This window comes from Spirillospora sp. NPDC049024 (genome assembly GCF_040649235.1).
In the GTDB taxonomy this organism is placed as follows: domain Bacteria; phylum Actinomycetota; class Actinomycetes; order Streptosporangiales; family Streptosporangiaceae; genus Spirillospora.
The window spans coordinates 463,799-487,114 of sequence record NZ_JBEZFD010000004.1; the positions used below are offsets into that span (position 1 = coordinate 463,799).

The 23,316-nt window shown below is 66.9% G+C and carries 25 protein-coding genes; 17 read left to right on the plus strand and 8 right to left on the minus strand.

The features are described 5' to 3' along the window. Window positions 1–96 precede the first annotated feature (96 nt). Window positions 97–852, plus strand: a complete 756-nt coding sequence (locus AB0C21_RS10400) for an SDR family oxidoreductase (RefSeq protein WP_500203716.1) — start codon at window positions 97–99, stop codon at window positions 850–852. A gap of 81 nt (window positions 853–933) precedes the next feature. On the opposite strand, the gene AB0C21_RS10405 is transcribed toward AB0C21_RS10400, so the two are convergent. Together AB0C21_RS10405 and AB0C21_RS10410 are read right to left on the minus strand one after the other, a co-directional pair. Then, window positions 934–1,176 (minus strand): DUF6411 family protein, encoded by a 243-nt coding sequence (locus AB0C21_RS10405; RefSeq protein ID WP_149262908.1) that lies wholly within the window; start codon window positions 1,174–1,176, stop codon window positions 934–936. A gap of 113 nt (window positions 1,177–1,289) precedes the next feature. Next, window positions 1,290–2,162, minus strand: a complete 873-nt coding sequence (locus AB0C21_RS10410) for a phosphorothioated DNA-binding restriction endonuclease (RefSeq protein ID WP_500203717.1) — start codon at window positions 2,160–2,162, stop codon at window positions 1,290–1,292. Between the two features lie 160 nt (window positions 2,163–2,322). Between AB0C21_RS10410 and AB0C21_RS10415 the strand changes: the two genes are divergently transcribed. The 5 genes from AB0C21_RS10415 (at window position 2,323) to AB0C21_RS10435 (ending at window position 8,626) form a co-directional block, all read left to right on the plus strand. Beyond that, window positions 2,323–3,117 (plus strand): leucine-rich repeat domain-containing protein, encoded by a 795-nt coding sequence (locus AB0C21_RS10415; protein ID WP_500203718.1) that lies wholly within the window; start codon window positions 2,323–2,325, stop codon window positions 3,115–3,117. A gap of 520 nt (window positions 3,118–3,637) precedes the next feature. Next, window positions 3,638–4,216 carry a dienelactone hydrolase family protein gene (locus AB0C21_RS10420; RefSeq protein ID WP_500203719.1) on the plus strand — a complete coding sequence of 193 codons (579 nt, stop codon included), beginning with the start codon at window positions 3,638–3,640 and terminating at the stop codon, window positions 4,214–4,216. A gap of 359 nt (window positions 4,217–4,575) precedes the next feature. Beyond that, a complete protein-coding gene (locus AB0C21_RS10425; RefSeq protein ID WP_500203720.1) occupies window positions 4,576–5,070 on the plus strand; it encodes an RNA polymerase sigma factor in 495 nt (164 codons plus the stop codon). Then, window positions 5,063–5,881, plus strand: coding sequence for a hypothetical protein (locus tag AB0C21_RS10430; protein WP_500203721.1), 819 nt, complete (start codon window positions 5,063–5,065; stop codon window positions 5,879–5,881). Before AB0C21_RS10425 ends, AB0C21_RS10430 begins: the two co-directional genes overlap by 8 nt. Before the next feature lie 1,401 nt (window positions 5,882–7,282). Continuing rightward, window positions 7,283–8,626 (plus strand): tyrosine-type recombinase/integrase, encoded by a 1,344-nt coding sequence (locus AB0C21_RS10435; protein ID WP_500203723.1) that lies wholly within the window; start codon window positions 7,283–7,285, stop codon window positions 8,624–8,626. A 176-nt stretch (window positions 8,627–8,802) separates the two neighbouring features. On the opposite strand, the gene AB0C21_RS10440 is transcribed toward AB0C21_RS10435, so the two are convergent. Further along, window positions 8,803–9,939 (minus strand): DUF6880 family protein, encoded by a 1,137-nt coding sequence (locus tag AB0C21_RS10440; protein ID WP_364424240.1) that lies wholly within the window; start codon window positions 9,937–9,939, stop codon window positions 8,803–8,805. A gap of 257 nt (window positions 9,940–10,196) precedes the next feature. Here AB0C21_RS10440 and AB0C21_RS10445 point away from each other — a divergent pair, with 257 nt between their 5' ends. From AB0C21_RS10445 to AB0C21_RS10465, 5 genes are all read left to right on the plus strand, one after another. Further along, complete coding sequence (locus AB0C21_RS10445) at window positions 10,197–10,508, plus strand: calcium-binding protein (protein ID WP_364424239.1); 312 nt, start codon at window positions 10,197–10,199, stop codon at window positions 10,506–10,508. Between the two features lie 12 nt (window positions 10,509–10,520). Continuing rightward, window positions 10,521–11,696, plus strand: coding sequence for a hypothetical protein (locus AB0C21_RS10450; protein WP_500203725.1), 1,176 nt, complete (start codon window positions 10,521–10,523; stop codon window positions 11,694–11,696). A 60-nt stretch (window positions 11,697–11,756) separates the two neighbouring features. Beyond that, window positions 11,757–12,218: an NUDIX domain-containing protein gene (locus AB0C21_RS10455; RefSeq protein ID WP_221493303.1), complete on the plus strand. Its 462-nt coding sequence runs from the start codon at window positions 11,757–11,759 to the stop codon at window positions 12,216–12,218. Window positions 12,219–12,497: 279 nt separating this feature from the next. Then, a complete protein-coding gene (locus AB0C21_RS10460) occupies window positions 12,498–12,716 on the plus strand; it encodes a DUF6939 family protein (protein ID WP_500203750.1) in 219 nt (72 codons plus the stop codon). A gap of 7 nt (window positions 12,717–12,723) precedes the next feature. Next, window positions 12,724–12,981: a DUF6939 family protein gene (locus AB0C21_RS10465; RefSeq protein ID WP_500203751.1), complete on the plus strand. Its 258-nt coding sequence runs from the start codon at window positions 12,724–12,726 to the stop codon at window positions 12,979–12,981. 195 nt (window positions 12,982–13,176) lie between these two features. Here the strand turns inward: AB0C21_RS10465 and AB0C21_RS10470 are convergent, their stop codons facing one another. Together AB0C21_RS10470 and AB0C21_RS10475 are read right to left on the minus strand one after the other, a co-directional pair. Next, window positions 13,177–13,644: an NUDIX domain-containing protein gene (locus AB0C21_RS10470; RefSeq protein WP_185029466.1), complete on the minus strand. Its 468-nt coding sequence runs from the start codon at window positions 13,642–13,644 to the stop codon at window positions 13,177–13,179. A 24-nt stretch (window positions 13,645–13,668) separates the two neighbouring features. Beyond that, on the minus strand, window positions 13,669–14,895 hold the full coding sequence (locus AB0C21_RS10475) for a helix-turn-helix domain-containing protein (protein ID WP_500203727.1): 1,227 nt from the start codon (window positions 14,893–14,895) through the stop codon (window positions 13,669–13,671). A gap of 174 nt (window positions 14,896–15,069) precedes the next feature. Here AB0C21_RS10475 and AB0C21_RS10480 point away from each other — a divergent pair, with 174 nt between their 5' ends. From AB0C21_RS10480 to AB0C21_RS10505, 6 genes are all read left to right on the plus strand, one after another. Next, a complete protein-coding gene (locus tag AB0C21_RS10480; RefSeq protein WP_500203728.1) occupies window positions 15,070–16,143 on the plus strand; it encodes a radical SAM protein in 1,074 nt (357 codons plus the stop codon). Continuing rightward, complete coding sequence (locus AB0C21_RS10485; protein ID WP_500203729.1) at window positions 16,140–16,271, plus strand: hypothetical protein; 132 nt, start codon at window positions 16,140–16,142, stop codon at window positions 16,269–16,271. The genes AB0C21_RS10480 and AB0C21_RS10485 overlap by 4 nt, the downstream gene beginning before the upstream one ends. Before the next feature lie 74 nt (window positions 16,272–16,345). Continuing rightward, a complete protein-coding gene (locus AB0C21_RS10490; protein ID WP_500203730.1) occupies window positions 16,346–17,107 on the plus strand; it encodes a hypothetical protein in 762 nt (253 codons plus the stop codon). Between the two features lie 43 nt (window positions 17,108–17,150). Then, on the plus strand, window positions 17,151–17,609 hold the full coding sequence (locus AB0C21_RS10495; RefSeq protein ID WP_500203731.1) for a hypothetical protein: 459 nt from the start codon (window positions 17,151–17,153) through the stop codon (window positions 17,607–17,609). Then, window positions 17,609–18,202: a DUF6879 family protein gene (locus AB0C21_RS10500; protein ID WP_500203732.1), complete on the plus strand. Its 594-nt coding sequence runs from the start codon at window positions 17,609–17,611 to the stop codon at window positions 18,200–18,202. Before AB0C21_RS10495 ends, AB0C21_RS10500 begins: the two co-directional genes overlap by 1 nt. A gap of 24 nt (window positions 18,203–18,226) precedes the next feature. Next, window positions 18,227–18,658 (plus strand): FkbM family methyltransferase, encoded by a 432-nt coding sequence (locus AB0C21_RS10505; protein ID WP_500203733.1) that lies wholly within the window; start codon window positions 18,227–18,229, stop codon window positions 18,656–18,658. Here the strand turns inward: AB0C21_RS10505 and AB0C21_RS10510 are convergent. The 3 genes from AB0C21_RS10510 to AB0C21_RS10520 form a co-directional block, all read right to left on the minus strand. Beyond that, a complete protein-coding gene (locus tag AB0C21_RS10510; RefSeq protein WP_500203735.1) occupies window positions 18,655–22,152 on the minus strand; it encodes a phosphotransferase in 3,498 nt (1,165 codons plus the stop codon). The two genes, AB0C21_RS10505 and AB0C21_RS10510, sit on opposite strands and share 4 nt — an antisense overlap. Before the next feature lie 328 nt (window positions 22,153–22,480). Beyond that, the gene (locus tag AB0C21_RS10515) at window positions 22,481–22,687 is read right to left on the minus strand and encodes a DUF397 domain-containing protein (protein ID WP_500203736.1); all 207 of its coding nucleotides are present in this window, start codon (window positions 22,685–22,687) and stop codon (window positions 22,481–22,483) included. Beyond that, the gene (locus AB0C21_RS10520; RefSeq protein WP_500203737.1) at window positions 22,684–23,244 is read right to left on the minus strand and encodes a DUF5753 domain-containing protein; all 561 of its coding nucleotides are present in this window, start codon (window positions 23,242–23,244) and stop codon (window positions 22,684–22,686) included. The genes AB0C21_RS10515 and AB0C21_RS10520 overlap by 4 nt, the downstream gene beginning before the upstream one ends. Window positions 23,245–23,316: the final 72 nt, after the last annotated feature.

A 23,316-nucleotide genomic window follows, 5' to 3' on the forward strand; every position in this document is an offset into this window, starting at 1 on the left:
TCGTCCGGTGACAGTAGAGGTGAAGGCGAAAAGCGGATACGTACTGCACGCCCCGGCCGCCTGACCGTGCGGCCGCTCAACGAGAAGGGCTCCCTCATGAAGATCGTCGTCATCGGCGGCACCGGCCTGATCGGGTCGAAGCTGATCGCGAACCTGACCGCGCAGGGCCACGAGGCCGTCCCCGCCGCGCCGAACACCGGCGTCAACACCCTCACCGGCGAGGGCCTCGCGGACGTCCTCACCGGCGCCTCGGTCGTGGTCGACGTGTCGAACTCCCCGTCCTTCGAGGACGAGGCCGTCCTGAACTTCTTCGAGACCTCGACCGGCAACCTGCTCGCCGCCGAGGAGAAGGCGGGCGTCGGCCACCACGTCGCCCTGTCGATCGTGGGCGCGGAGCGCCCGCCGGCACGCGGCTACTTCACCGCGAAGATCGCCCAGGAGACCCTGATCGAGAAGTCGCCGATCCCGTACTCGATCGTCCATGCGACGCAGTTCTTCGAGTTCACCAGGGCCATCGCCGACGAGGCCACCGCCGACGGCAAGGTCCGCATGGCCCCGGTCTTCTACCAGCCCATGGCAGGCGACGACGTCGCCGAACAGGTCGCCCGCGTCGCGACCGGCTCCCCCGTGAACGGCCGCGTCGAGATCGCCGGCCCCGACCGCTACCGTATGGACGACTTCTTCCGCGAGGCCCTGACCGCGTGGAACGACCCCCGCGAAGTCGTCACCGACCCGAACGCCCACTACTTCGGCGCTCCCCTGGAGGAGCACAGCCTCGTCCCCCTGAGCGAGGCCACCCTGGGCAAGTACCACTACAACACTTGGCCCGGCCGCCTCCAGTCCCCGAAGTAACCGCGCCCTCCCAGCAAAGCGTCGCCGCCCGCCTGGGGCAGGGCGGGCGGCGAAGGACGTCATGGCTCTATGGGCTCGGGATTAGAACGGGGAGCGGCTGCGGGCGCGCCGTCCGGCCTCGCCGCTGCGTCCCACGGCGCGCGAGGAACTGCGGAACGGCTTGCTCAGCAGCCGCCCGAGGCCGCCAGGGGCCGAAGAGCCAGCACGTGATCCCACGCCCAGCGCGCGTTGGGTGCCTCGCTGCGGATGCCGGGAGAGCCTCGGCAGCAGGAACGCCAGAACCAGCAGAACCGCACAAACCCCTACGATCGCGACAATAACCATGAACTCCGCCCTTTCAGCTGCTTATCGGTCGGAGTCGCTTTACCCGTACTAGACCCGGACATGCAGCCGCCCATGCAAAGTCCGTGGTGGGCTCCCCGGCGTCGGAACCGGTCTCATGCCGCCCGGGCGGGTGAACGGAACACCTCACGGCCGTGCCAGGCGATGTGCTGCTCGTCCACGTCGGGGAAGGCGTTCTGCGGCGCGGTGATCGGACGTCCGACCAGGGCGTGGACCTGGTCGCGCGCGGCCGGCCCGCGTCCGACGAAGTGCGCCGACACGGTCACCCGCCGGTCGTCCGCGATGCCGAGAGCGCCCTTGTCGAAGAGCTTGTGGTGCAGCGCGCACAGGCAGATGCCATTGCTGATGTCGTCTGGCCCGTCGAACGCCCACCACCGGACATGCGCGGCGTCCAACCCGACCGCGGTCCCGTTCAGCCACCCGTCATAGCCGCAGAACGCGCACTTGTACTCGTAGGCGACCATGACCTGCTCGCGGAAGGCCCGGTCGCGGCGCCGCGGCACCGCGGCCTCGATCGTCTCCAGGTCGATCCCGGCGGCCGCGCAGATGTCCTCGTGGAGCGAGGGCTCGAAATTGACGTCCAGGATCGCGCGGCACAGCTGCGGCAGCAGTCGAGGATCACGGCGCAGATCGGCCGCCAGCTCACCGGTCAGCCGGCCCCGCGCGGCCTGAGCGCGCAGGGCACCGACCCGAGGGCCCGGACTGGCTCCTCCACCGGCGGTCTCCACCTCCCACAGACCGTCGCTGGTCAGATGGTGGAACGGGTAAGCGGGACTGGTGGCCCGAGGCGGACCGAACTCCCGCAGCAGACCGGCAAGATGCTCCTCAAGCTCGCTGTAGAGAATCGGGCCGTCACCGCACCGTTGGAAGTGCCCCAGCGCATAAAGCAAGAGCAGAGGCTTGTGCGGCGCCCGCTCTCCACCCCGCGACCACCGCCGGACGCGCGTGACCCGTTCGACCCAGTCCACGCCCGGCACCCTACGGCCCGGGCCGCCGCAGACGACAATGCCGCGCAACTCGGTCTACGGTCGGCGGCAGAGAACGGGTGGATGACCCCACTGGCCACGTCCGCTCAACCGACGACCGCGCACGGAGGGGGCAGGAGTGCCGTATCAGGATTTCCACGGAGTGCATCAACGCGTCCAGGAAGCCGTCGAGCGCCACCCGGCCGTATTGGACCTGACCGGACTCGGCTTGGAGACCGTCGCGGGGCCATTGGGCGATCTGACGTCCGTCAGGCGCCTGAACCTCGCGTCCAACAGGCTGACCTCGCTACCGGAGTGGCTCGGCTACCTCACCGCTCTCCGCCATCTGGACCTCACCGGCAACAGCTTGAGCACCCTCCCGGAGACGTTGAACAACCTCACCAGCCTCAACCAGTTGCACCTCGGTCGGAATCGGTTGACGGCCCTTCCGGAGAACCTGGGCGACCTCACCGCTCTCACCCACCTGTCCCTCCACGAGAACCAACTGACCCGACTGCCGGAGACACTGGGGAACCTCACCGCTCTCAGACGCCTGAGCTTGAGTTTCAACCGCCTGGCCGTCCTGCCGGACCGGCTGAGCGATCTCACCGCCCTCACCCACCTGAACCTCAGCGACTGCCGGTTGACCGCGGTCCCCGAATGGGTGGCCGGCCTCACCGCACTGACCCACCTCGACCTTGGAGGCAACCACCTCACCGAGTTGCCCGAATGGCTGGGGAACCTCACCGGTCTCACCCACCTGACGGTGAGTTCGAACCGGCTGACGGCACTGCCGGACCGGCTCAGCGCCCTCACCGCCCTCACCTACCTGAACCTCCTGGACAACCCCCTCGATGACCTGCCCGAGTGGGTGGACGAACTGCCCGCCCTGACCGAGCTGAAGTTCCGGGGAATGTACGGCTACTTCGATTGCGAGCCAGGCTTCCCGATGCCCTGAGAGTCCATCTCGCTAGGTCGCCTGAACCGGGGAGGGCACCGTAGGAGGTAAACCACCTCCCGACCATTTCAAGGGTCATCTCGTCCGGTGGAGCGGCACAGGTTCGGCCGAGAACCGGGCGCTGCGGGGGTCGCGTTCGTCGCCGAAGTCGTGGGTGAGGATGTCGTAGAGCGCCACCGTGAGGGCCACTTCCCGAGGAAGCGATGGGGGCAAGAGATCTGGCACTCAGCCCTGGCCGCCGCCGACCGCAACTTCAGCCCACCAAGCGCGACCCACACCCCGCCCACGCCTCCTGGCTCCTGAACGGCGGCGCTGACCTCCAAGTGGTGAAGGAACGCGTAGGCCACGCCTCCATCGCCACAGCCGCGCACCACCCACAGAGCGGCCCTGGAAGCGTTCGCCAGAACCCGCAACCGCTCAACCGCTCAACCGACCTGCGACCCGTCCCCGTATCGACTTGTTGACGCAGGCCATAATCATGCTGCGGCGCCGTCCGGGCACCGAAGCACGAGGGAGCGACATGGCTGAGGTGCTGGTTTTCCACCACGGACAAGGACTGACGGTCGGCGTCCTTGAGTTCGGCGAGCAGCTGCGACGGGCCGGGCACACCGTCCACGTCCCGGACCTGTTCGAGGGCCAGGTATTCGACAGCCTCGAGAACGGCATGGGCTACGTCGAGGGCGTCGGGTTCGGCAAGATCATCGCCCGCGGAACCGCCGCCGCCGAGGGCCTGCCCGCTGAACTCGTCTACCTCGGGCTCTCGCTCGGCGTCCTGCCGGCGCAGAAGCTGGCCCAGACCCGCCCCGGCGCGAAGGGCGCGCTGCTCCTGGAAGCATGCCTCCCGGTCGCGGAGTTCGGCGCCGCCTGGCCCGACGACGTCCCAGTCCAGGTCCACGGCATGGACGCGGATCCGTTCTTCGCGGGGGAGGGCGACGTGGACGCAGCCCGGTCGCTCGTCAAGACGACGCCGAATGCCGAACTGTTCCTCTACCCAGGCGACAGGCACCTCTTCACCGACAGCAGCCTCCAGTCGCACGACGAACAAGCCGCAACGCAGGTCACCGACCGAGTGCTGGCCTTCCTCGACCACCTCAAGTAACCCGCCATTTCGCAGAGGACCAAGCCCGAAGGCAGCCCACCCGACTCATCCTCTGTCCCGGCGGACGCGCCGTCCAGCCGCCTTCACCAGCCGAGCGGCCAACCGTCTGGCATCCGGCGGCGCCGCCGTGCACGCCGCGGCGTACAGGACCTTCAGCTCGCGCGACCGATCGTCCACAAGTCCCCACGAGTCCTCCGAATGCGGCAACGCCGAGGCGACCGGCTTCACCGCCCGGCGCGCCAAGGGGACCGCCTGAGCCGCGTCCGAGGCGGTGCCAGACGATTACCCGGTTCTTGCCTGCAACCAGCCGAGGCCCGGCCGCGTGTATCTCAAAACGAAGATGGCTGAGAGGGGAGCACGTGGCGGACGAAACGGCCTTCGCCGAGTTCTACCGCGCGACCTATCCCGGGCTCGTCGCCGAGCTGTACGCCTTCACCGGCGGCATGGCCGAGGCGCAGGACGTCGTGCAGGAGGCGTTCACCCGCGCCTGGTCCCGGTGGGGCCGACTGCAGTCCTACGACCAGCCGCGCGCCTGGGTCGCGAGGGTCGGCTACCGCCTGGCAGTGAGCCGGTGGCGCAGGGCACGCGATTCCGTCGCGATGCTGCGCCGCCACACTCCACCGCCGGACGGGCCGCCGCCGAGCGAGGCGTCGGTCGCCCTGGTCGCGGCGCTGCGGCGGATCCCGGCGGAGCAGCGGCGCGCGCTCGTGCTTCATCACATGGCCGGCCATCCGGTGGCCGAGATAGCGCGGTCCGAGGGCGTGGCGGAAGGCACGATCAAGGCGCGCCTCTCACGCGGGCGGCAGCGCCTCTCCGAGCTTCTGGACGACAAGGAGGAGATCCCGCATGCCTGACGTCGACAACGCCTTCGACCGGCTGCGCCGGGAGGTCACCGCACACGTCACCGCACCCGAGCCGCGCGAGATCGTGCGCCGCGCCCGACGGCGCAGCAGGAACCGGCTGGCGGCCGCGGCGATCGCGGCGGCCGCCGCGATCGCGGTTCCCGTCTTCGCGATCGACGGCGCGGGCGGCGACGAGAGGACGCTCACCCCGCCTTCCCCGACCGCGTCCGCGACGGCCCATCCCCGCGCGCTGCGCCTCGGCGACCTCATCTACGGCACGACCGCGCAGCGGCATCCAGACAAGGGCGACTACAGAAACCTGCGCGACCGATGGACCATAGCGCCCGCCGACGACACCGCCCCGGTTCCCGTCCCCGGCTGCCGCGGCCAGTTGGACACGGGCGCTCCTGGCATGGACGGCGTGGTCAAGGTCCTGGACGTCAGCTACAACGGCAATCCGCAGCCCGGCGACGAGGCCACCTCCTCCAGCCGCGGCGAACAGCTGATCGCGTTCTCGGATCCGGGGGCCGCCGCACGCAAGATGGCCGCCATCATCCAGTACGAGCGGACGTGCCACGGGCAGGGTGCGTCCTTCGAACGCCTGGTGATCGGCGACGAGGCCACCCGCGCGACGGTCGTCCGGCACCAGGCCGACCCGCCGGTCACGTCGACGGAGAACGCCGTCGTGGTCCGCCAGGGCAGTGTCATCGCCGTCTACTGGGACATGCGGAACAGCGGTCCGAAGCTCACCTCGGTCAGCGACCACCAACGGGACGCGCGCATGATGGCCGACCGCCTGCGCCGTCTCGGGTATGAGAGTTGACCGGTCGGCCGCCACCGAAAGGCTCTCCGGGACCAAAGGTTTCGAGCGGTTGAAGATCCGCCACGCTCGGCGTCAGCCGGCAGTGGTCATGCTGCTCGGAGGCGGTTGCTGGTGGCACCCGACCCCTGCCCGCCCGTCGGGCAGGGGTCGGGGGGTGACCGAGGAGGGGGGCAGTCGTTGATGAGCACGTCTCGTCGGTGATGGGCAGGCGCTCATCCCCGGGGGGAGCCCCCTCAGTCGGAGCGGATTCCGTCCTCAAGGCGATAGATCGCATCTTCTGACAGCGCGCAACTTTCGAAGGATTCGCCTACGAGGCGATTCCACCGCCAGAGCGAAACTGGATTAGAAGAAAGTTGAGAGGTGAAGAACTGGATAATCCTCGAGTGTGTCAAAATGCATACACGGATGAGGCGCTTAGTCTTACGCTACCCCCGTCGGACAACGACAAGGCGGGACGGGGAGAGCGATGGCGCGACGCCTGACCAAAGCCGAAAAGCGACGTAACGCGATCTTGATTTGGTGGGGCGCGGTCATCGTCCTCGCGATATTGGCTTGGAAGTCCGGCCGTCCAGAGTTGTGGATCCTGCCGCTACTGACATGGGCCTACTATGAGTTGTGTGCCGTGCCAACACTTTGTGGCGTCGAGACGAGCAGAGGCTTTCCCTGCAGGAATCCCGCGAGCGGGCGTCTAATGGCTTGTACGCACCAGCCCTCCCATGCGGTCTACAAGACCGATGCTCTCCTAAGAATTCTGGGATTTCGCCGCAGCCCCCGGCAGGTGACCGCGCCAGCACCTCGCCCCGGTGCTGAGTCGGCTCCCCACTACAGCGAACCTGCGCCCGGACAGCCGACCATCGAGCGGAAGCAAACGCTCATGACCGCCCTGACGCTAATCGGAACAGCCGCAGGAGTGATCCAGGTGCTCTTGGCCGTCACAGTGGCCTGACAGCGTGCCGTTCCGCGTCTTCGACTTTCTCCAAGAACAGCATCGACCAGGGCCTGCTCGCCTCGTCTCATCGCCTGGCCACACCACGCCACCCTCGTGACCACCGCATCGGGCCGCCACGCCAGACGCAGTGGAATCAGCTCAATCTTCGTAAGTGGAAGCAACGTCCGTGGATGAAAGACGGGCAAAAAGATTTTGAGGTCGGCTCCTTCTTGGAGAACCGATCTCTGATCTGACTTTTCGCGTCCGGGGCGGCCGGATTTGAACCCACGACCTCTTCATCCCGAAGGGCATATTGTACGTTTTCTGCGGCTCGCAGAAAACGCTGGATCTCGATAAAATCCCAGGTAGATGGCCTGTTCGGCTGCCAGCGCGTGATCTCCAGGGTCACGCCATCACTCGCAGTCCGGGGTCAAATGAGGGTCAGATGATCAAGCCTGGGAGGCGGGAAGCCCATGGGGCAGACACGCAAGAGAGTGGGTAAGGACGGCAAGCCACGTTACACGGCCTACTACGACGACATTCGCGGCCAGCGAAGGTCTGCTGGAACCTTTGCGAGCAAGAAAGAAGCGGACAAGGCCTGGCAACTCGCCGAAGTGAAGGTATCGGAAGGTAGAACCGGAGAACCTGCCCGCGGAAGGCAGCGATTCAGAGACTACGTCGAGAACACCTGGCTCCCGAACCACGAGATGGAGGCGAGCACCCGGGAGGGCTACACCTACGCCATCTACAAGCACCTCATGCCGGAGTTCGGCGGCATGCGGATGGTCGACATCCTCCCCGAGCACGTCCGAGCCTGGATCGCCAAGCTCAAGAACCAGGGCATGAAGCCCGTGACCATCCAGTGCAACAAGATCATCCTCAGTGCCATCTTCACCACGGCACTGGACGACCAGGTCACCTACCTGCACCCCTGCCGTGGGGTGAAGTCTCCTCCCATCGCGCGCAAGCCGCTCCAGATCGTCACCCCCGAGCAGTTCGACGACGTCTACAACGCCCTCCCCGAAGGCACCTTCCGCCTCCTCGCCGAAACCGAGATCGAGAGCGGCCTCCGCTGGGGCGAACTCAGCGAGCTGCGTCCCAAGGACCTCAATCTCAAGACGCGCATCCTCACGGTCAGTCGCACGGTCGTGGAGCTCAACCCGAAGTTCCACCCGGAAGGCGGCCACTTCCTCGTCAAGGACTACCCGAAGGACAAGGAGTACCGCCGCTTCAAGCTCAGCGCCCAGATGACCGAGAAGCTCGAAGAGCACATCAGGGCGGCACGCCTCACCCGAGACGACCTCTTCTTCCACATGCCGCCTCAAGACAAGCCCCGCGCCCGCATCACCGAGATCCCAGACCCGGAGACCCTCGGCCGCACCGAACCCAACCAAAAGGGCCGCACCTACAACCACGGCACTCTCAGCGGCTACACCGCAGGCAAGTGCCGCTGCGACTACTGCCGTGGAGCCTTCTCCCTCTACCGAGCCGCCCGCCGCGCCAACGGCAAAGACAACCCGCGCCCCCTACGCACGCGCATGACGGACGGCCACATCCCCAACGACTGGTTCCGCCGCAACATCTGGAACCCAGCCATCGCCGCCGCCGGCCTCGACTTCAGGCCGACCATGCGCGACCTACGCCACGCCCACGCCTCCTGGCTCCTCAACGGCGGCGCCGACCTACAGATAGTCAAAGAACGCCTCGGCCACGCCTCCATCGCCACCACAGAGCGCTACCTACACACCCTCCCCGACGCCGACGAAACCGCCCTCGAAGCCCTAGCCAGAACCCGCAGCAGGTCAACCGCGCGATAGTCGAGAAGAATCGGCGGGGAGGGTCAGCCAACCCTTCCCGCTCCAGTCCAACGATGTGAAGCCGGGGCGGGGGACCACTTGCATCCCGACCTGCCTCGGACTCCGCTCTTGCTCACGACCACGCTAGCTAACATGTCCAACTGGCATGGTCGTCCGTTCCTGCTCAAGAGTGCTGGTCACGGACGCAGCCCTGCCCGGTCCAGCCTGGCTACGAACGACGTCTTGCGCTTGTGGCGGTTCCGGAGGTCGGCCAGGTAGCCGGCGAAACCGTCTTCGTCACCTGATCGCCGGTACGCCTCACCGAGTCGGGTGATCGTTTTGACCGCCTTGTTGTAGCGGTACTTGTCGCCGGTCATCGCCACCCGCAGCTCGATCAGGTCCTGGTAGGGCGCGATCACGTCGGCGGGGTGCCCGATCTCCCAGAGCTCGATCAGCCGGAACCACTGCGACTCGTGCAGGTCGTTCGGATGCGCGACCGCGAGGTGCCATGCCTCGTCCAGAAGGTTCTCATCGATCAAGACGTTGAGTAGTTCCGTGACGTAGCGGTGGTCGACCTGTGCCCGGCCGCGGATCACGCTCAACGCCGAGTTGCGCAGGTCGGGCCACTGGCCGGCGCGTTCGGCGGTCTTGCGGAGCGCTACGTAGTCGATGTGCAGCGTCCGGTGCTCCAGTGCGGTCCGGCGCAATGCGATGGCCTCGTCACCGCGACCGTGGTCCAACAGGAGATCCACCAGACGGTTCCGCAGCTCGTCGGCCTGGTGGCCTCCGCTGTCACGCGTCAGCCCCTCGCGGGCCCACCGTTCCGCGTCACCGTCCCGTCCGGCCGCCCGGAATGCGTTCACGATCTCGGTGTAGCGGTAGGTGCCGCGCAGGTCCTCGGCCAGCACGGCGACATGCGCGTCCACGTCGCCCGAGACCGCCGCCAGTTGCTCCCGCAGGTCCCGCACGCCCACAGTCACCGCCCATGAGTCCGGATCATCGGTGGCACGACGCTCCTTCAAGAGGCGGGCGAGTTCGCTCAGGCCTCGTTCCCCCAGCGCGGCCTTGAACTCCGCCAGCCGGATGTCCGGCCAGCCTGGCCCGTCCAGTCGTGTCCTCACCAGCCAAGCAGCCAGCCGCTTGGCATCCGGCGGCGCCGCCGTGCACGCCCGGGCGTACAGGAGCATCAGCTCGCGCAATCGGTCGCCCACGATCCCCGACGAGTCGTCCAGATACAGCAACGCCGAGGTGACTCGCTCCACCGCCCGGCGCGCCAAGGGAACCGCCTGAGCCGCCGCCTCGCCTCTGATCAGGTGGTCGATCTCCGCCGCCACCTCGTCGGCCCGAGCCGCGTACTCGCGGCGTCCCCGGTAAGGGTCCCGGCGGCGGTCCCACCGCAATCCGTCGATCAACCGCCGCACCTCGTTGACCTGCGTGTCCGTCACAGAGCCATTCAAGCCGAACGGCGGAACCCGCCGAGCGCCGACATCCCGCGCAGCCAGGCATCCGAGCCGAGGACCGGCGCCACCCATTGATCGTCGGGTCGGGCGAAACCTCACATCCTCAGTCCGGCCTCACCACGCTGACCAGGGTGACAAGCCTGAGCGATGCCGAACTGGACGCCCTGGTTGAGCAGGCCATCGTCGACGCTTACGACGAGCACGAGCAACACGCCGCGTTCCATTGCCTGCTGGAAGAGCATTTGATCGTGCCCTTCCAGACCACTGTCCTGGGCGTCGAGGTGACCGTCACGAAGATTGATCTTTCGCCTGATGGGGAGATCGTTGGGATCTGCACCCGCGGCAAGCACCGGCAGGCTATCGGGATTCTCGATCTGCCGCTTCCAACGCCACGCCCGGCGGGCGCCGAATGGATCGACGCCTACCGGCACTGGGCCCGCTGACGACGAGCGAAGATGAGCGAATACCAGTACTACGAGTTCCTGGCCGTCGACCAGCCCCTGGACGAGCGGCAGCAGGCCGAAGTCCGCGCCCTGTCCACTCGGGCACGGATCACCGCCACCAGTTTCACCAACGAATACCACTGGGGAGATTTCCGGGGTAATCCGCGGACGATGATGCGACGCTACTACGACGCCCATCTGTACGTCACCAACTGGGGAACCCACCAGGTGATGCTTCGCCTTCCCTGCAGCCTGCTCCCCATCAAGGCCGCCGAGCGGTACTTCATCGACCCCTACGTCACCGCCGAAGTTTCCGGAAAGCACCTCATCCTCGACCTGACCAGCCAGGACGAAGGCGGAGACTGGATCGAGGGCGCCGACGACTCCCTCTCGGCGATCATCGGAGTCCGCACCGAACTCGCCGCCGGGGATCTGCGTCCGCTCTACCTCGCCTGGCTCGCGGCCTACGGAACCTGGGAACGCGACGAGGACGCCTTCGATCAGGACGAGGACGACGAACTCGAGCCGCCGGTACCCGCAGGGCTGCGTTCCCTCACCGCCCCCCAGCGCGCTCTCGCCGACTTCCTGCGCCTCGACTCCGACCTGCTCCGGGTCGCCGCCCAGACGAGTCCGCCCCTGGCCGAGACCAAGGACGACCCCGGCAGACTCGCCAAGTGGATCGAAGAACTGCCCATGAAGGAGGGGAAGGCTCTCCTCCTCCGAGTCGCGCAGGGCCAGGGGCCCCAGGTCCAGATGGAGCTACTCCGCCGTTTCCGCGGCGAACCCGACGCCGCAAGCGCGGACCGTCCCCGCCGCACGGTGGCCGAGCTGCTGGACACCGCCGCCGCACTCCGCCACGAGCGTGAACGCAAAGCCGAGGCGGCACGCGCGGAACAGGAGGTCCGCCGCGAGCAACAGCGCGCGGCGGCCCGCGAGAAGAGACTCGACGCCATCGCCCGCGACCCGGAGATTACCTGGGCACGCATCGACGAACTGATCGACGCCCGCAAACCGTCCGACTACGACGTGGCCGTCGAACTCCTCAAGGACCTGCAGGTCATCGCCGACCGTGCCGGCCTCCGCCAGGAGTTCACCGCGCGGCTCACGCACCTGCGCGGAAAGCACCACCGGAAAACGGGCCTCATCGCCCGCTTCGACCGCGCCGCCCTGCCCGCGGCACGGTCATGACCACCGCGCCGCCGTCGTGAACACCGTCGCCTCGCTTCCCGGGTGGGCTAACCTCCCAGCGTGACCACCGCGTCGGGGCTCGACATCCGGAAATTGCATGCCGGCGCCGACCGCGACGGCATCACCAAACTCGTGGTCGGCGCCATCGTCCATGCCGATGGCCGAGTTCTCATCCTGCGCCGCTCTGCCGAGGACACGTTCATGGCTGGCATCGAAGAACTCCCCTCAGGCGGCGTCGAGCCCGGCGAGAACCTGCTCACCGCACTGGAACGCGAACTCGCCGAAGAAATCGGCTGGAGCGGACCGCTCATCATCGATCCCGGCTTTGTCACCTACTTCGACTACATCTCCGGTTCCGGCCGCAGAGCCCGCCAATATACGTTCGGCGTGCCTCACCAAGGTCAGCCCGTCGTCCTGAGCACCGAACACACCGCCTACCGATGGCTCCGCCCCGCCGACCTGACCGACTCCGACGTCACTGCCGAGACCGCTCGAGCAATCCGGGACTTGACCGCCTCTTGATCCGACAGGAAGGCGGCGCGGGTGCGACCTGGACGAGTAGGACCGTGTGATCGTCGCTGCATTCCCACTGACAACGGTCACAGGAGCACGCATGTGGGCTTGTCTGCGGCGTCCAGTCTGTCAGTGGCATCGGGGATGCTGGCGGCTCATGTCACCGAGGCAGGGGGCTTCAGTTGTCGATCCGTGTTGCCAGCCGTCGCCGCGGGTTGGCGTCGCTGACCGCCGCGTTCCCCCGGTGCTGAGGTCATCGATGTGACCTCCAAGGCGTCGGATCCGTGGGTGCGGCTGAGTCCGTTCTATCCGCACGGTGGCATCCCGGTCCCCTACTGCGACGGCGTGACCAGCGAATCTGTGGAAGGGATCTGGCAGGCCCTCAAGGTCTTCCAGGACTCCGATGTCGACCCTGCGAAGCTCAGGATCACCAAGATGAAGGGGCTGAAGCGGACGGTGCGTCGATACGGTCCCGTCAAAAGGTCACCGCACTGGCCTGTACGGTGACCGGCTCCTGCCCTACGAGACGGCCCGGCGCCGGATCTACCTGCCGGCCTACCGATGGGTCCTCGAACACCGCGTCGCTGATCTGGTCGAGCAGCTTCGGGACAAGGAGGATGTCGTCCTCCTGGACTACACCACCAACGGCGACGTCTCCGATCCCGCCAGCCCGCTCTCCCACGCCGCGCTCCTCCAACTGCACATAGAAGGCCGCTGGCCCCGAGAAGACGACACAGATGCTTCCAGCGCGATCAGTGATCGAATGCAATGAATGACCTGGTGAGGGTGCGCCTTCGGTGAATCGACTGTGCCGTCCTGCCCGTGGGACCGTCGTGACCGAACACGCCGCCGCCGTCGCCGAAATAACAGCGCGGCAGCCGCGTGGACCAGTCTTGCTTTCGGGCTCGAACCGACCTCATCTTGGACTCGGCCGCGCAGGTCACTATCGGGTCGGTCTTCTCCTGCTTCAGATGCGTTCGCCGTGTTCGAGGTAGCGGGTGCTGCTGTCGCGGTGGGCGGCGTGGGCGTGGAGAAGACGGCGAGCGAGACGCGGGATGGTCAGGTCGTGGATCTGGGCGATGTCGTGGAAGTGGTAGCCGACCAGTTCGCTGGGTTCGAGGCGGATGGCATTGAGTTGGTCGGGGTTGAGGGTGCCGCCGTCGAAGAGGAAGAGGACCTTGTCGCCCTCGGCCGCGTTGGGGGCCCAGTCGGCGACCAGGAGGCGTCCGATCTCTGGGCGGATGCCTAGTTCTTCAGCGACTTCGCGCTTCGCGGCTTGGTAGGGGGTCTCGTCGCGCTCGACGTAGCCGCCAGGGATGTCGCGGTAGTCCTTGTAGGACGGGTCGACCAGCATGATGTGGTCTTGCTCGTTGAAGAACAGGACACCTGCCGCTGCTCGGGCGTGGGCGAAGGTTGCTGCCGGGTCATCGGTCACGGGTGTTGAGCGTAGGAGATCGGGCTAGATGATGCTCATTCGGCGAGCGAGATCAGCCAGGAGGCGGCTTCTCTTGCCGGTAGCAGTGCCGCGGAGCTGGTGGACGAGTTGGCGGCTCATGACGTGGGCGTGCACCTGTTCGGCAGCCCGGCGCTCAGCGGTGAGCAGTTCGCTGATGGCCTCATCGACTTTGTTACGGGCCCGGTAGGCGTTGACGACTTCAAGGCTGTGGCGGACCGAACGTTCGACAGGTAGGTGGGCGGTGGTGATGCCTGGAATGAGGGCGAGCGCGGTGGGGACATCACCCAGCGCCATGGCTGCAGTGACGCGGTGGATGCGCACGTTTGTGGGGCCAAATGCCGTCCACAGGTGGTTGGCGTCCGCGCCGAGTGCGTCGGCCATCTGCTCGGCTCGTCTCAGGTAGTCCATGGCATCGGCGCGGTTGTGGGCGCGGGCAGCGGCGACGGCTCCGGGGAGTAGCAGGGTTCCGTGGATCGACAGCAGCGTAGGCGAGAGATCAGCATGCTGGTGTTGTAGGTATCGCGACGCGTGTTGAGCCATTGTCGCTGCCTCGTCGAGGCGGCCTTGGGAGTGCAGTGCGTGGATCACCGAGCGGAACAGCGACCCAATGATCGTGGGGTCTGCGGTGCGTTCGGCCGCTGTCAGTCCGCGTTGAGCGGCGATCCAGGCGAGGTCGGCCTCACCGAGCTTGGTGAGCAGCATCGCGGCCGACTGGTTGGCAAGGGCGGCGAGCCGATCGGCGTTCGGTCGCTGTTCCTCGCGGGCTTCCCTGGCAGCAAGCTGGGTCTGGGTGAGCAGCGTGGGCAGGCGGGCGAGCAGCTGTCCGTAGCGTGAATGCTGATAGGCGGCCATCACTTCTGCCACATCGCGGCGAAGTACCTCCAGCCGGGGCGGTTCGGGCTCTGCTTCGATCGCTGCCAGCAGTGGGGACAGTTGCCGGTAGTCGGTGAGCGCAGAATGGACCGCGCTGACGTCCAGGTGGGACGGCTCGCGGCGCGTCGACTCGGCAGGGTGTGGGTCGATGATGTCGAAGAGGGAGATGCGCAGGGCATCGGCGAGTGCCCTGATGATCGAGAGTCTGTCCAAAGCCGCACGATCATTCTCGATCTTGCTGAGCCAGTCGTCGGTACGTCCGACCAGGCCGGCCAAGACCTCTTGAGACATGCCCCGCCGGACGCGGTGCCAGGCCACGCGCTGCCCTGCTGATAGGTGCTGCAAGTGATCGGACATCACAGCCCCCTGTCAGGCGACCCCGGAATTTCTTTCCGGGTCGCACCCCTCCTGCGGTTTTAACGTCTCGGACGTCGCGCCGCAACGCGCCCGACGGATTCAAGCCGAGGCGATATGTACAGGACGGGCCAGATGTACCAATTAATCGCAAGTCCATTCCTAGGCGGCTTCCTAGTGCTGAAGCCAGGAGAGACCCGAGGAATCAAGATTTCGCGGGGGGCCTACCGGGCACTTGCCGACGCCGAGGTGCTTCCTGATTGGCTGACGGCAGCCGCCCGAACCGCCTGGGGGATCGACCTTCACGGGCAGCCGCCCGGCGATCACCTGCTCATCCGCTGCGAGTCGAACCACGAATTCGGCAAGGCGACCTATGAGCTGAATCTTGGCTGCAACTACGACTGTGAGCACTGCTACCTCGGCCTCAAGACCTTCGATGGCCTGGGCTGGCCCGAGCGTGAGCGCTTGCTGGAGGCAATCCGGGATGCCGGCGTCCTCTGGCTCCAGCTCACAGGTGGGGAGCCGATGGTGGATCGGCTGTTCGCCGCCGTCCACACCAAGGCCTACGAGCTGGGCATGATGGTGGAGATCTTGACCAACGGCTCCCGGCTGGCCAACCCCAAAATGCTCGACCTGCTGACGACCTACAGGCCGAGCAAGATGAGCCTCAGCGTCTATGGCGCTACAGCGGAGACCTACGACGGCCTCACCCGGAGGCCAGGCTCCTTCCGCAAGTTCATGCGCGGGCTGTCGGCGGCGCATGAGGCCGGCCTCCAACTGGATCTGAGCCTGATCATCACCAACCGCAATGCCCATGAACTCCACCTCATGCGCCAACTGGCCGAACGGTTCGGGCTACGACATCGCGAGTACGCCAACATGTCCCCGACCATCCACGGCGGTGCTGAGAGTCTGCCCTCCCAGTCACCCCAGTTCCTGAGCAAGCGGGCGCCCTTCACCGGCTGCGACGCCGGGCACACGTCGTTCCACGTCGACCCGTTCGGCCGGGCGAGCATCTGCAAGATCGGCCGTGATCCCAACATCGACCTGGTACGCGAGGGGCCACAAGGGCTCCAACGCCTGGGCAGCATCAGCGACGACCTGCTACGCCGCCAGGGCGGATGCACTGGCTGCACGCTTCAAGGCACATGTGGGACGTGTATGCCGCTGGTGCAGCTCTACCGCAAAGCCAAAGCCCCGCTGGCCACCTACTGCCAGCACCAAGAGCCCCGAGAGGAGGTATCCCAGTGAGCATCACGATTGAGGTGCAGGACGGCCCCGCGACCGAGGAAGCCGTCGTCGAGATCGTCGAGGATGTCAACGACGCAGCCGAATACGCCATCGGCCACGGCTGCGGCGACGACAACCCCTATCAATGACGGCGCGTAGGGCACCGCAGCACGGCCCCTCGCCCGTCCCCGCAGGCGAGGGGCCCCTCCAGTACGGTTCCGATGTGACCGAACGGCTCCCCTGGCACCAGACGCAGGCACTGATCGAGAAGCACACCGGGCCGGTGATCTCTGCTCGCCCGGTCAGCGAGGGCTTCAACTCCGAGATAGCCGTGATCATCAACGACACCACGTTCGTCAAAGGGCTGCGCACCGATCACCCCCGCGCCTGGACCCAGGAACGTGAACGCCGGATCAACCCGCACATCCAGAACGTCTCGGCTCCGATTCGATGGACGGAGATCACAGGTGGCTGGGACCTCAACGGGTTCGGCTTCATCGACGGCCGTCCCGCATCCTACGAGCCGTCCAGCCTCGACCTCGAACTCATCATCGCCATGATGGCTCACTGGCCACCCGCCCCTGACGGTGTCGAACTCAAGCGAGCTGAGCAACGCTGGTCGAGTTACAGCGACCACTCTGAGATGTTCGCCGGCGACTGGCTCTCGCACACCGACTGGTCACCCACCAACATCCTCATCGGCAGTGACACGCGGGCCTACATGCTCGATTGGGCCTGGCCCACCAGAGGGGCCCGCTGGATCGACCCTGCCTGCTGGATCGTCTGGCTCATCGCCTGCGGACACCATCCGGCGCAAGCACAGGCCTGGGCGTCCAAGATCCCGCTCTTCGCCGCCGCGCCCGCCGATGCGGTGACGGCATTCGCCAAAGCGCAGGCCGCGATGTGGGAAGACATCGGCGACCACGCACCCCACCCCGGGCTTGCCGCAGCAGCAACTGGCTGGGTCAAGCACCGAACCGCCTAACGCACCCCTCAGCCGGTGCGCCAAGAACGCTGGAAGGACACACATGGCCCTCCAGGTCCATCCCTCGACAACACTGGTTCCTCCTCACCAGGAGGAAGCGGTCCTCATCGACAACGCCATGGTCGACCTCGTCCGCGCCATCTGGGCGAGGCGCTGGCAAACCGCTGCCTGCTGCCAGGACACAGGTGAGGCGGTCGAAGCCGAACGCAACGCCGTAGAGCCTGTCGGCGAGCCGACGGGCAACGCTGGTTTCATCGAGTACTACCGCGGGTGGGCCTGGCTCAAGATGCCGCGCGGCGATGCGCTCGCCCTCCTCAGCGCTCTGGCGACCGATGACCAGTTCCGCGAGTTCGTCACCACTCGATGGGCCCAAGGCTCCTGGCGACTCCACACGCCCGTCGTCTGGACAGGCGAGCGATTCACGACAGCCGCCTTCGTCCAGATCTACTTCCCGTCAAATCAGATCATCGCGCTGACGAAGGCGCTCATCCCGGACGAATGATGCATCAACCGCCTGCGTGGGCGCTGGACGGCAGTGAGCGGCTCACCTTGGAAGGCTTCCTGGAATCGTTCGGTGAAGCCTGGACGCGCACCGAGCGGTGCTTCCTCAAGTTGGAGTGCTGGCAGTCATACCGTGAGGCCGACAGCGTCCGATCGCAGGAGGCCTTCCAAACGGGCGACGTCGCGCTGGCCCGCCGCCTCCTGGAGGAAGAGGCGATGGAGGACCAGCCTCTTCGCGACGAGGTGAGGTCGCGGAACCTGGAGTTCACTCGGGTGCGGCTGCTCTCCTACCCGCTCACCAACTACCTGCACTACGAGATGATCAACTACGAGGTGCGGAGCCGGCTGGGAGAGCGCATCGAGTTCTTCGTGCCGCCGTCTCCGGTGCACAGGTACTTCGACTTCCTGCTGTTCGACTCCCACACCGCCCTCATCCACGACTACGGGTCCGGGCCCGTCGGTTACCAGACCGGCGGCTGGCTCACCCATGCCTCAAAGACGCTGCACGCCCTGGCGGGCATAGCCACTGACTTGCGCACCTGCGGTGAGCGGGCGTGGCCGCTGGAAGGCACCCCGGACCGCCCCCGCGCCTAATCCGGCGGCGCCATGCCAGGCAGAATGAGGTGCTCCGGCCCATCAGTCTTGCGATCACTTCACCTGGCCGATGGATGGCGTTGTGAAAGGTTGCGCGTCGAGGTGACGCGGCTGGAGACGGTTCTGTCGGATTACGCACAGCCAGGATTCGATCTGTTGAAGGTAGATGTCGAGGGGGCTGAGGTCTCCGTACTGGCCTCGGCGGATCTGGCGGCGTGGCGGCCCAGGGCGATCGTGATCGAGGCGACGGTGCCCTTGACCTCGCGTCCTAGCCATCACGAGTGGGAGCCAGGCGTGCTGGCCGCAGGGTATGAGCTGGCGCTGTTCGACGGACTGAACCGCTTCTACGCGCGAGACGACGAGCCTGAGCTCCGTGAGCGGCTGTCAGTGCCGGCCAACGTGCTGGACAACTACATCCCGTATCGATGGGCGGTGTGGCTGGGCCTGGCGGATTAGAGGCTCAGCTCGTCTTCCACTAGTGCCAGTAGGTCCGGATAGTTGTCGCGCAGATGACGGGCTATCCACTGGCCGTCTGTGTCGAATAGCCCCAGGGTGAAGGTATCGATGAAGCGCCGCAAGAGCATGAGCGGAAGCAGTGCGTCCAGGGCCGCGCTATCGACTTCGCCATAACCCTCCAGGAGCGGTTCGACCGACCCACCGTGTGGAAAGTCCACGGCAAGCGCCCAGGCCAGGTCGAGCATCGGTGGCCCCTGTTCGACGGCGCCGGGGTCCAGGACTCCGGTGAGGGTGTCGCCGTCGAACAGCGCGTTATGGCCGACGGCAACGTCCCCGTGGATTGGCGTCATTTGCATGGCTTCGCAGGCGTCGCTGAAACGTTGGGCGAGAGCAGGGTAGGCGCGAGGGACGGCGCGACGTGCCCAGCCGAGCAGGACGCCGAGCGCGCCAGGGGCGTCCAACCGCAGGCCGGCGGCCGGGCTGTGCGAATGCCACGAGCGCAGCATGCGTCCCAGCGCGCTCTGCTGCCCGGGAGTCGGGTGGTCACTGTGTGTTCCAGGGAGCCGTTCGAGGACGGCCCACCAGGTGCCGCCAGGAACAGTGCCGTGGTCGAGGAGCCGTGGGGCCGGGATGCCGGTCGCGGTGCGGAGGTGCTCCAAGTGCAGGGCGGTCTCCAGACGCTCGTGGGCGCGGCGCTGGAGCTTGATGACAGTGCGTTCCCCGTTGATGATCCCGTCGTCGGCATGCTGGACGGGTGGCCCATCGAATGCCGGAGAGGCGGACGCCGACCGCACAGTGCGATCGAGGGCATCGCCGGGTAGCCGGTCGGTGGGGATGAACGCCTCTCGGTCAGCCACGTCGAGCGCTGCGCACACACTACGGTGCTGGCGCCGAAGCCGGTCTAGGGGCTCCTTCCAACGCTGTAGGGCGGTTTCGGTACTGTCCAGCCACCGCAAGGCCGCCTCCCCTGGAGCAGGGATGCTGGCCCACCAACTGGTCACTTGGACCCAGACGGGTAGGCACTCGGGTTGCGGGCCTTGGGAGGACGTGGCGAGTCGCGTGGCGGTGGCCGTGGCTTGGTCGATGCGTCCGTCGGCGGCGTACTGCAGTACCCGGATGGCTTCCGCGGGGGTGAGTTCCCCGGTGGCGCCGAGCTCTTCGTACTGGCGGGCTGCGCTTTCCAAGAGGTCTTCGGCCTGCGCATGCTCGCCGCGTAGGGCGTGAGCCATGGAGGCGGCCAGGTCGCACTGGGCCACACCGATCAGCTCCCCGACGGAGGAGTTGAGGTCCCGGGCGCGGGGGACGAGGGCGAGGGTGCGGTCGGGGTCGAACCACATGAGTGCGAGGGCCAGGTGGCGCAGGGCGCGGGCTTCCCACAGCGGCGTTCCCGCGGCCTGGGCGGCTTCCAGCGTGGTCTCGAAGAGACGGGCGGCGTCGGCGAAGCGGGCGTTGTGGATGTAGGTGTGGCCGAGCATGTCAGCGACACGGATGCGGTCGAGGCCTTCGTCGGTGGCCTTGTCCATCAGCTCGGCGACCTGCCGGTAGTCACCGCGGCGAAGGGCGTTGTCGGCCAAGCCGAACAGAGCGCTCGCGCCGATCAGCGAGCCGTCGGGTGTGATCGCCGACAGGTGACCGATCGCTTCGTTCAGGCGTCCCGCGACGTGGGCGCGGGTGCCCAGTTCCCAGCGGTAGTAGTCGGCGAATGGGTCGGTGGATTCGGGGGTTGCGTGCTCACCGACGAGCCTCTGCATCGCCTGGTAGCGGTCCTCGGCGTTGAGGTCGCCGCGGGTAGTCAGCCGGGCGACGGCGGACAGCCGCGTTAGCTCGGGTGCTGCGTCCGGTGCGGGGAGGGACGCCAGGACCTGCCAGTGGCCGGCGACGCTCAGGCTGTAGGCGAGGTCCCCCAGCACCGGCGGCACTACGTCGTGCTCGATCGCGGCACGCAACAGCAGTAAGAACGCGGCGACGGTCCGGCGGCTCCGCTCAGCCAGCGAGGACGACTCTTCCTCGTCCCAGATCGACAACGCGACCTTCGCGAGGTGGTCGATGGCGCGCTGCAGGTGTTCGCGACGTTCGCTGAGGGTCCATCCATCGGGTGTGTGGGCGTCACAGTCCGGGACACTGCGTCGCAGGTTGTCGTGCAGCCGGTAGGCGGGCCACACCGACTCCTCGCGCCGGACGAACGGGCGGGAGGTGAAGGCCTCGATCCGCCGGCGGCGGATGCCCGGGAGCATCGCTTGCAGCAGGTCGGCATCGAACGCTTCGAGCAGCGCGGCGGCACGCAGGAGGTCACGGTCGGTCTCCGACAGGTCCCTCATCGTCCGCAGCACCAGTTCGGGGAACCCGAGTCCGAACACCTCCGGGGGCGGCGCCTGGCCGCGCGCGAGGTACTGCCCGTACAGGCTCGCCGACAGGTCCAGATACAACGGTGAGCCGCCGGATCCGGCGATCATCCGGTTCCGCACCGCCTCGTCGATCGCGGGGCGGTCGTCCACGGTCAGCCGGGTCGTCAGATACTCGTTCGCGGACACCGGGTCGAAGCCGTCCAGCCTGAGCTGGACCGGTCCGGCGAGATCGGGCCAGCGGTGCGCGCCGCCGTAGGTCAGTCCAAGGGCACGGACCGGGTCGTGCCAGCCCAGCGGCAACCGGCTGGCCGCTAGGAACGCCACGTTCGGCATCAGGTAGACCAACCGCGACACCAGGTCCTCCAAGCCGCCGCGCTCGGACGGCAGCCCTTGGACGATCTCCAGTGTGTCGAGAACGCACACCGCGAGTACGGGCCTCCTGGCTCGGGCGCGTTCCAGGTCGGCCGACAGCAGGACGGGCATGTAGCCGAGCATCCGGTCGGGGTCGGGCTCATCGAGGATGGGGTCGAGCGCGGGCAACTCGTTGCGCAGTGACTTCAGCTTGGCCTTATGCGCCACGGTGCGTCCGAGCTTGTCCAAGACCTGGTAGGTGACGCTGATCGCGCCGAACCCGCCGAGGAACTGGTCGACGGTCCCGCTCACCTGATCCGCTGCTCGCCGTCCGTCCACCGATCCCTTGCCGAGAAAGGCGGCCAGCGACTCACCCGGATGCTTGCGCTCCCAGTAGAGGGCCAGCGCGACGTCGAAAGCCGGCCAGGAACGCGCCAGACCCCCCAGCCCAGCCCGGACACGCAGTAGCAAGGACTCGAAGCTGGAGCTGTCGGGGTCTGCGAAGTCCAGGACCGCGCACGCCCGACTCTTGGGAAGCCCGTCCAACTCTCCCCGAACCGCGAGGTCAGCGACGTGCCGCGTCAGGGTGGATTTGCCGATGCCGCCCTCTCCGGCCACCGCGAGGATGTTGACCGCAGGCCGCTGGAAGTCCATGAGCACCGGGATGGGCCATTCACGTGCGGAGTGTTCGATCAGCCAGCGATGACACCGATCGATCTGCTCCTCCCTGTTGGTGAACACCTCGTTGGTGGCGAACGGAGCCTCAGGCCCGTAGCCGAAGAACTGGTCGATGCTCACCGGAACAGCCGACCACATGGGACCGCTCGATGACAACGCCGTCCACAGCGTGCCCGTCGCCAGGGTCGGCGCAAGCCAAGCCCTTGCGGGCTGTGGGCTGGCCTCGTGTGCTGGAGTACCTCCGGCCGAGAGCGGCATCCCTGGCCTTCCAGGACGGGCTTGAGCCCGTCCGGATCCCTGGAGTCGCGCACAGCCGCGCACTCGGCGTTGGTCGCGCTCTCGCATGCCATCAGGTAGAGGAAGCTACGCACGCTCTTGTTACGCGAGCGAACCAACGCAGGAGGGCCGGACGAATCTGGCCCTCCTGCATTTTCAAGGTCGCTCTTGCCTACCGCTGAGCGTTGAAGCCGAGTTCGTTCCTCTTCGCCCTGGCGACAAGGCCGGCAAAGCTGCCCATGGAAAGCGAGAGGTGCCCGCTGCTCGGGGCCATGCTGTCTCGTAGACCGATGGCGTTGTCGAGCTGGGCGACCTCCACGCACTGGCCGCTCGTCCCATCGCTGGATCGGCTGCTCTTGCGCCACTGGGGGGAAGTCACGTCAAGGCCTCCATCAGATGCTTGATCAGGCTCCGACTGGAGTCTACGGGGAGGGCGACCGCCCCTATGCGGTCGAACCTATCGAGCAGTCCGTCGACCTCGGCGGTCTCTGGGACGAGCCTTCCGCCGGTGGGGGCCTCGACGTAGCCGACCTGTCCCTCCCTGACCTTGATGACCTTGAACGGACCGTCGAGCCCGGCATTCGCGCCCGCCGTGTTCGGGACGATTCGCAGCATCACGTTTGGCAGCTCAGACACCTCAAGCAGCTTGGCGAGCTGCTCTCGCATGACCGTCCTGCCGCCCACCAGGCAGGCCATGGCTGTCTCTGCCAGGAGAACCCACAGATCGGCCGGGCTTTCCTTGGTGAGGATCTGCTGCCGTGCCATCCGCGCTTCCACCATCGCGTCTATCCCTGGCTCGCGCCCCTCCACCAGGAGGGCGCGTGCGTAGGCAGGCGTCTGAAGCAGGGCGGGAATCAGCTGGCCGCTGTAGATCCGCAGCACGGACGCGCGTCCCTCAGACTCCGTGAAGTTTTTGGTCGGGTAGCGGGGACGCATTACTGCGTCCCCGCCCCCTCAGAACCGTGCGTGCCATTCGTCACGGCACACGGCTCAAGCAGATCCAAGCGG

Excerpts from the sequence above, each read along its gene's own strand:
- AB0C21_RS10400 (WP_500203716.1), top strand. The coding sequence starts at position 97 with ATGAAGATCGTCGTCATCGGCGGCACCGGCCTGATCGGGTCGAAGCTG.
- AB0C21_RS10405 (WP_149262908.1), bottom strand. The coding sequence starts at position 1,176 with ATGGTTATTGTCGCGATCGTAGGGGTTTGTGCGGTTCTGCTGGTTCTG.
- AB0C21_RS10420 (WP_500203719.1), top strand. The coding sequence starts at position 3,638 with ATGGCTGAGGTGCTGGTTTTCCACCACGGACAAGGACTGACGGTCGGC.
- AB0C21_RS10430 (WP_500203721.1), top strand. The coding sequence starts at position 5,063 with ATGCCTGACGTCGACAACGCCTTCGACCGGCTGCGCCGGGAGGTCACC.
- AB0C21_RS10435 (WP_500203723.1), top strand. The coding sequence starts at position 7,283 with ATGGGGCAGACACGCAAGAGAGTGGGTAAGGACGGCAAGCCACGTTAC.
- AB0C21_RS10450 (WP_500203725.1), top strand. The coding sequence starts at position 10,521 with ATGAGCGAATACCAGTACTACGAGTTCCTGGCCGTCGACCAGCCCCTG.
- AB0C21_RS10475 (WP_500203727.1), bottom strand. The coding sequence starts at position 14,895 with ATGTCCGATCACTTGCAGCACCTATCAGCAGGGCAGCGCGTGGCCTGG.
- AB0C21_RS10495 (WP_500203731.1), top strand. The coding sequence starts at position 17,151 with ATGGCCCTCCAGGTCCATCCCTCGACAACACTGGTTCCTCCTCACCAG.
- AB0C21_RS10500 (WP_500203732.1), top strand. The coding sequence starts at position 17,609 with ATGCATCAACCGCCTGCGTGGGCGCTGGACGGCAGTGAGCGGCTCACC.
- AB0C21_RS10505 (WP_500203733.1), top strand. The coding sequence starts at position 18,227 with ATGAGGTGCTCCGGCCCATCAGTCTTGCGATCACTTCACCTGGCCGAT.
- AB0C21_RS10520 (WP_500203737.1), bottom strand. The coding sequence starts at position 23,244 with ATGCGTCCCCGCTACCCGACCAAAAACTTCACGGAGTCTGAGGGACGC.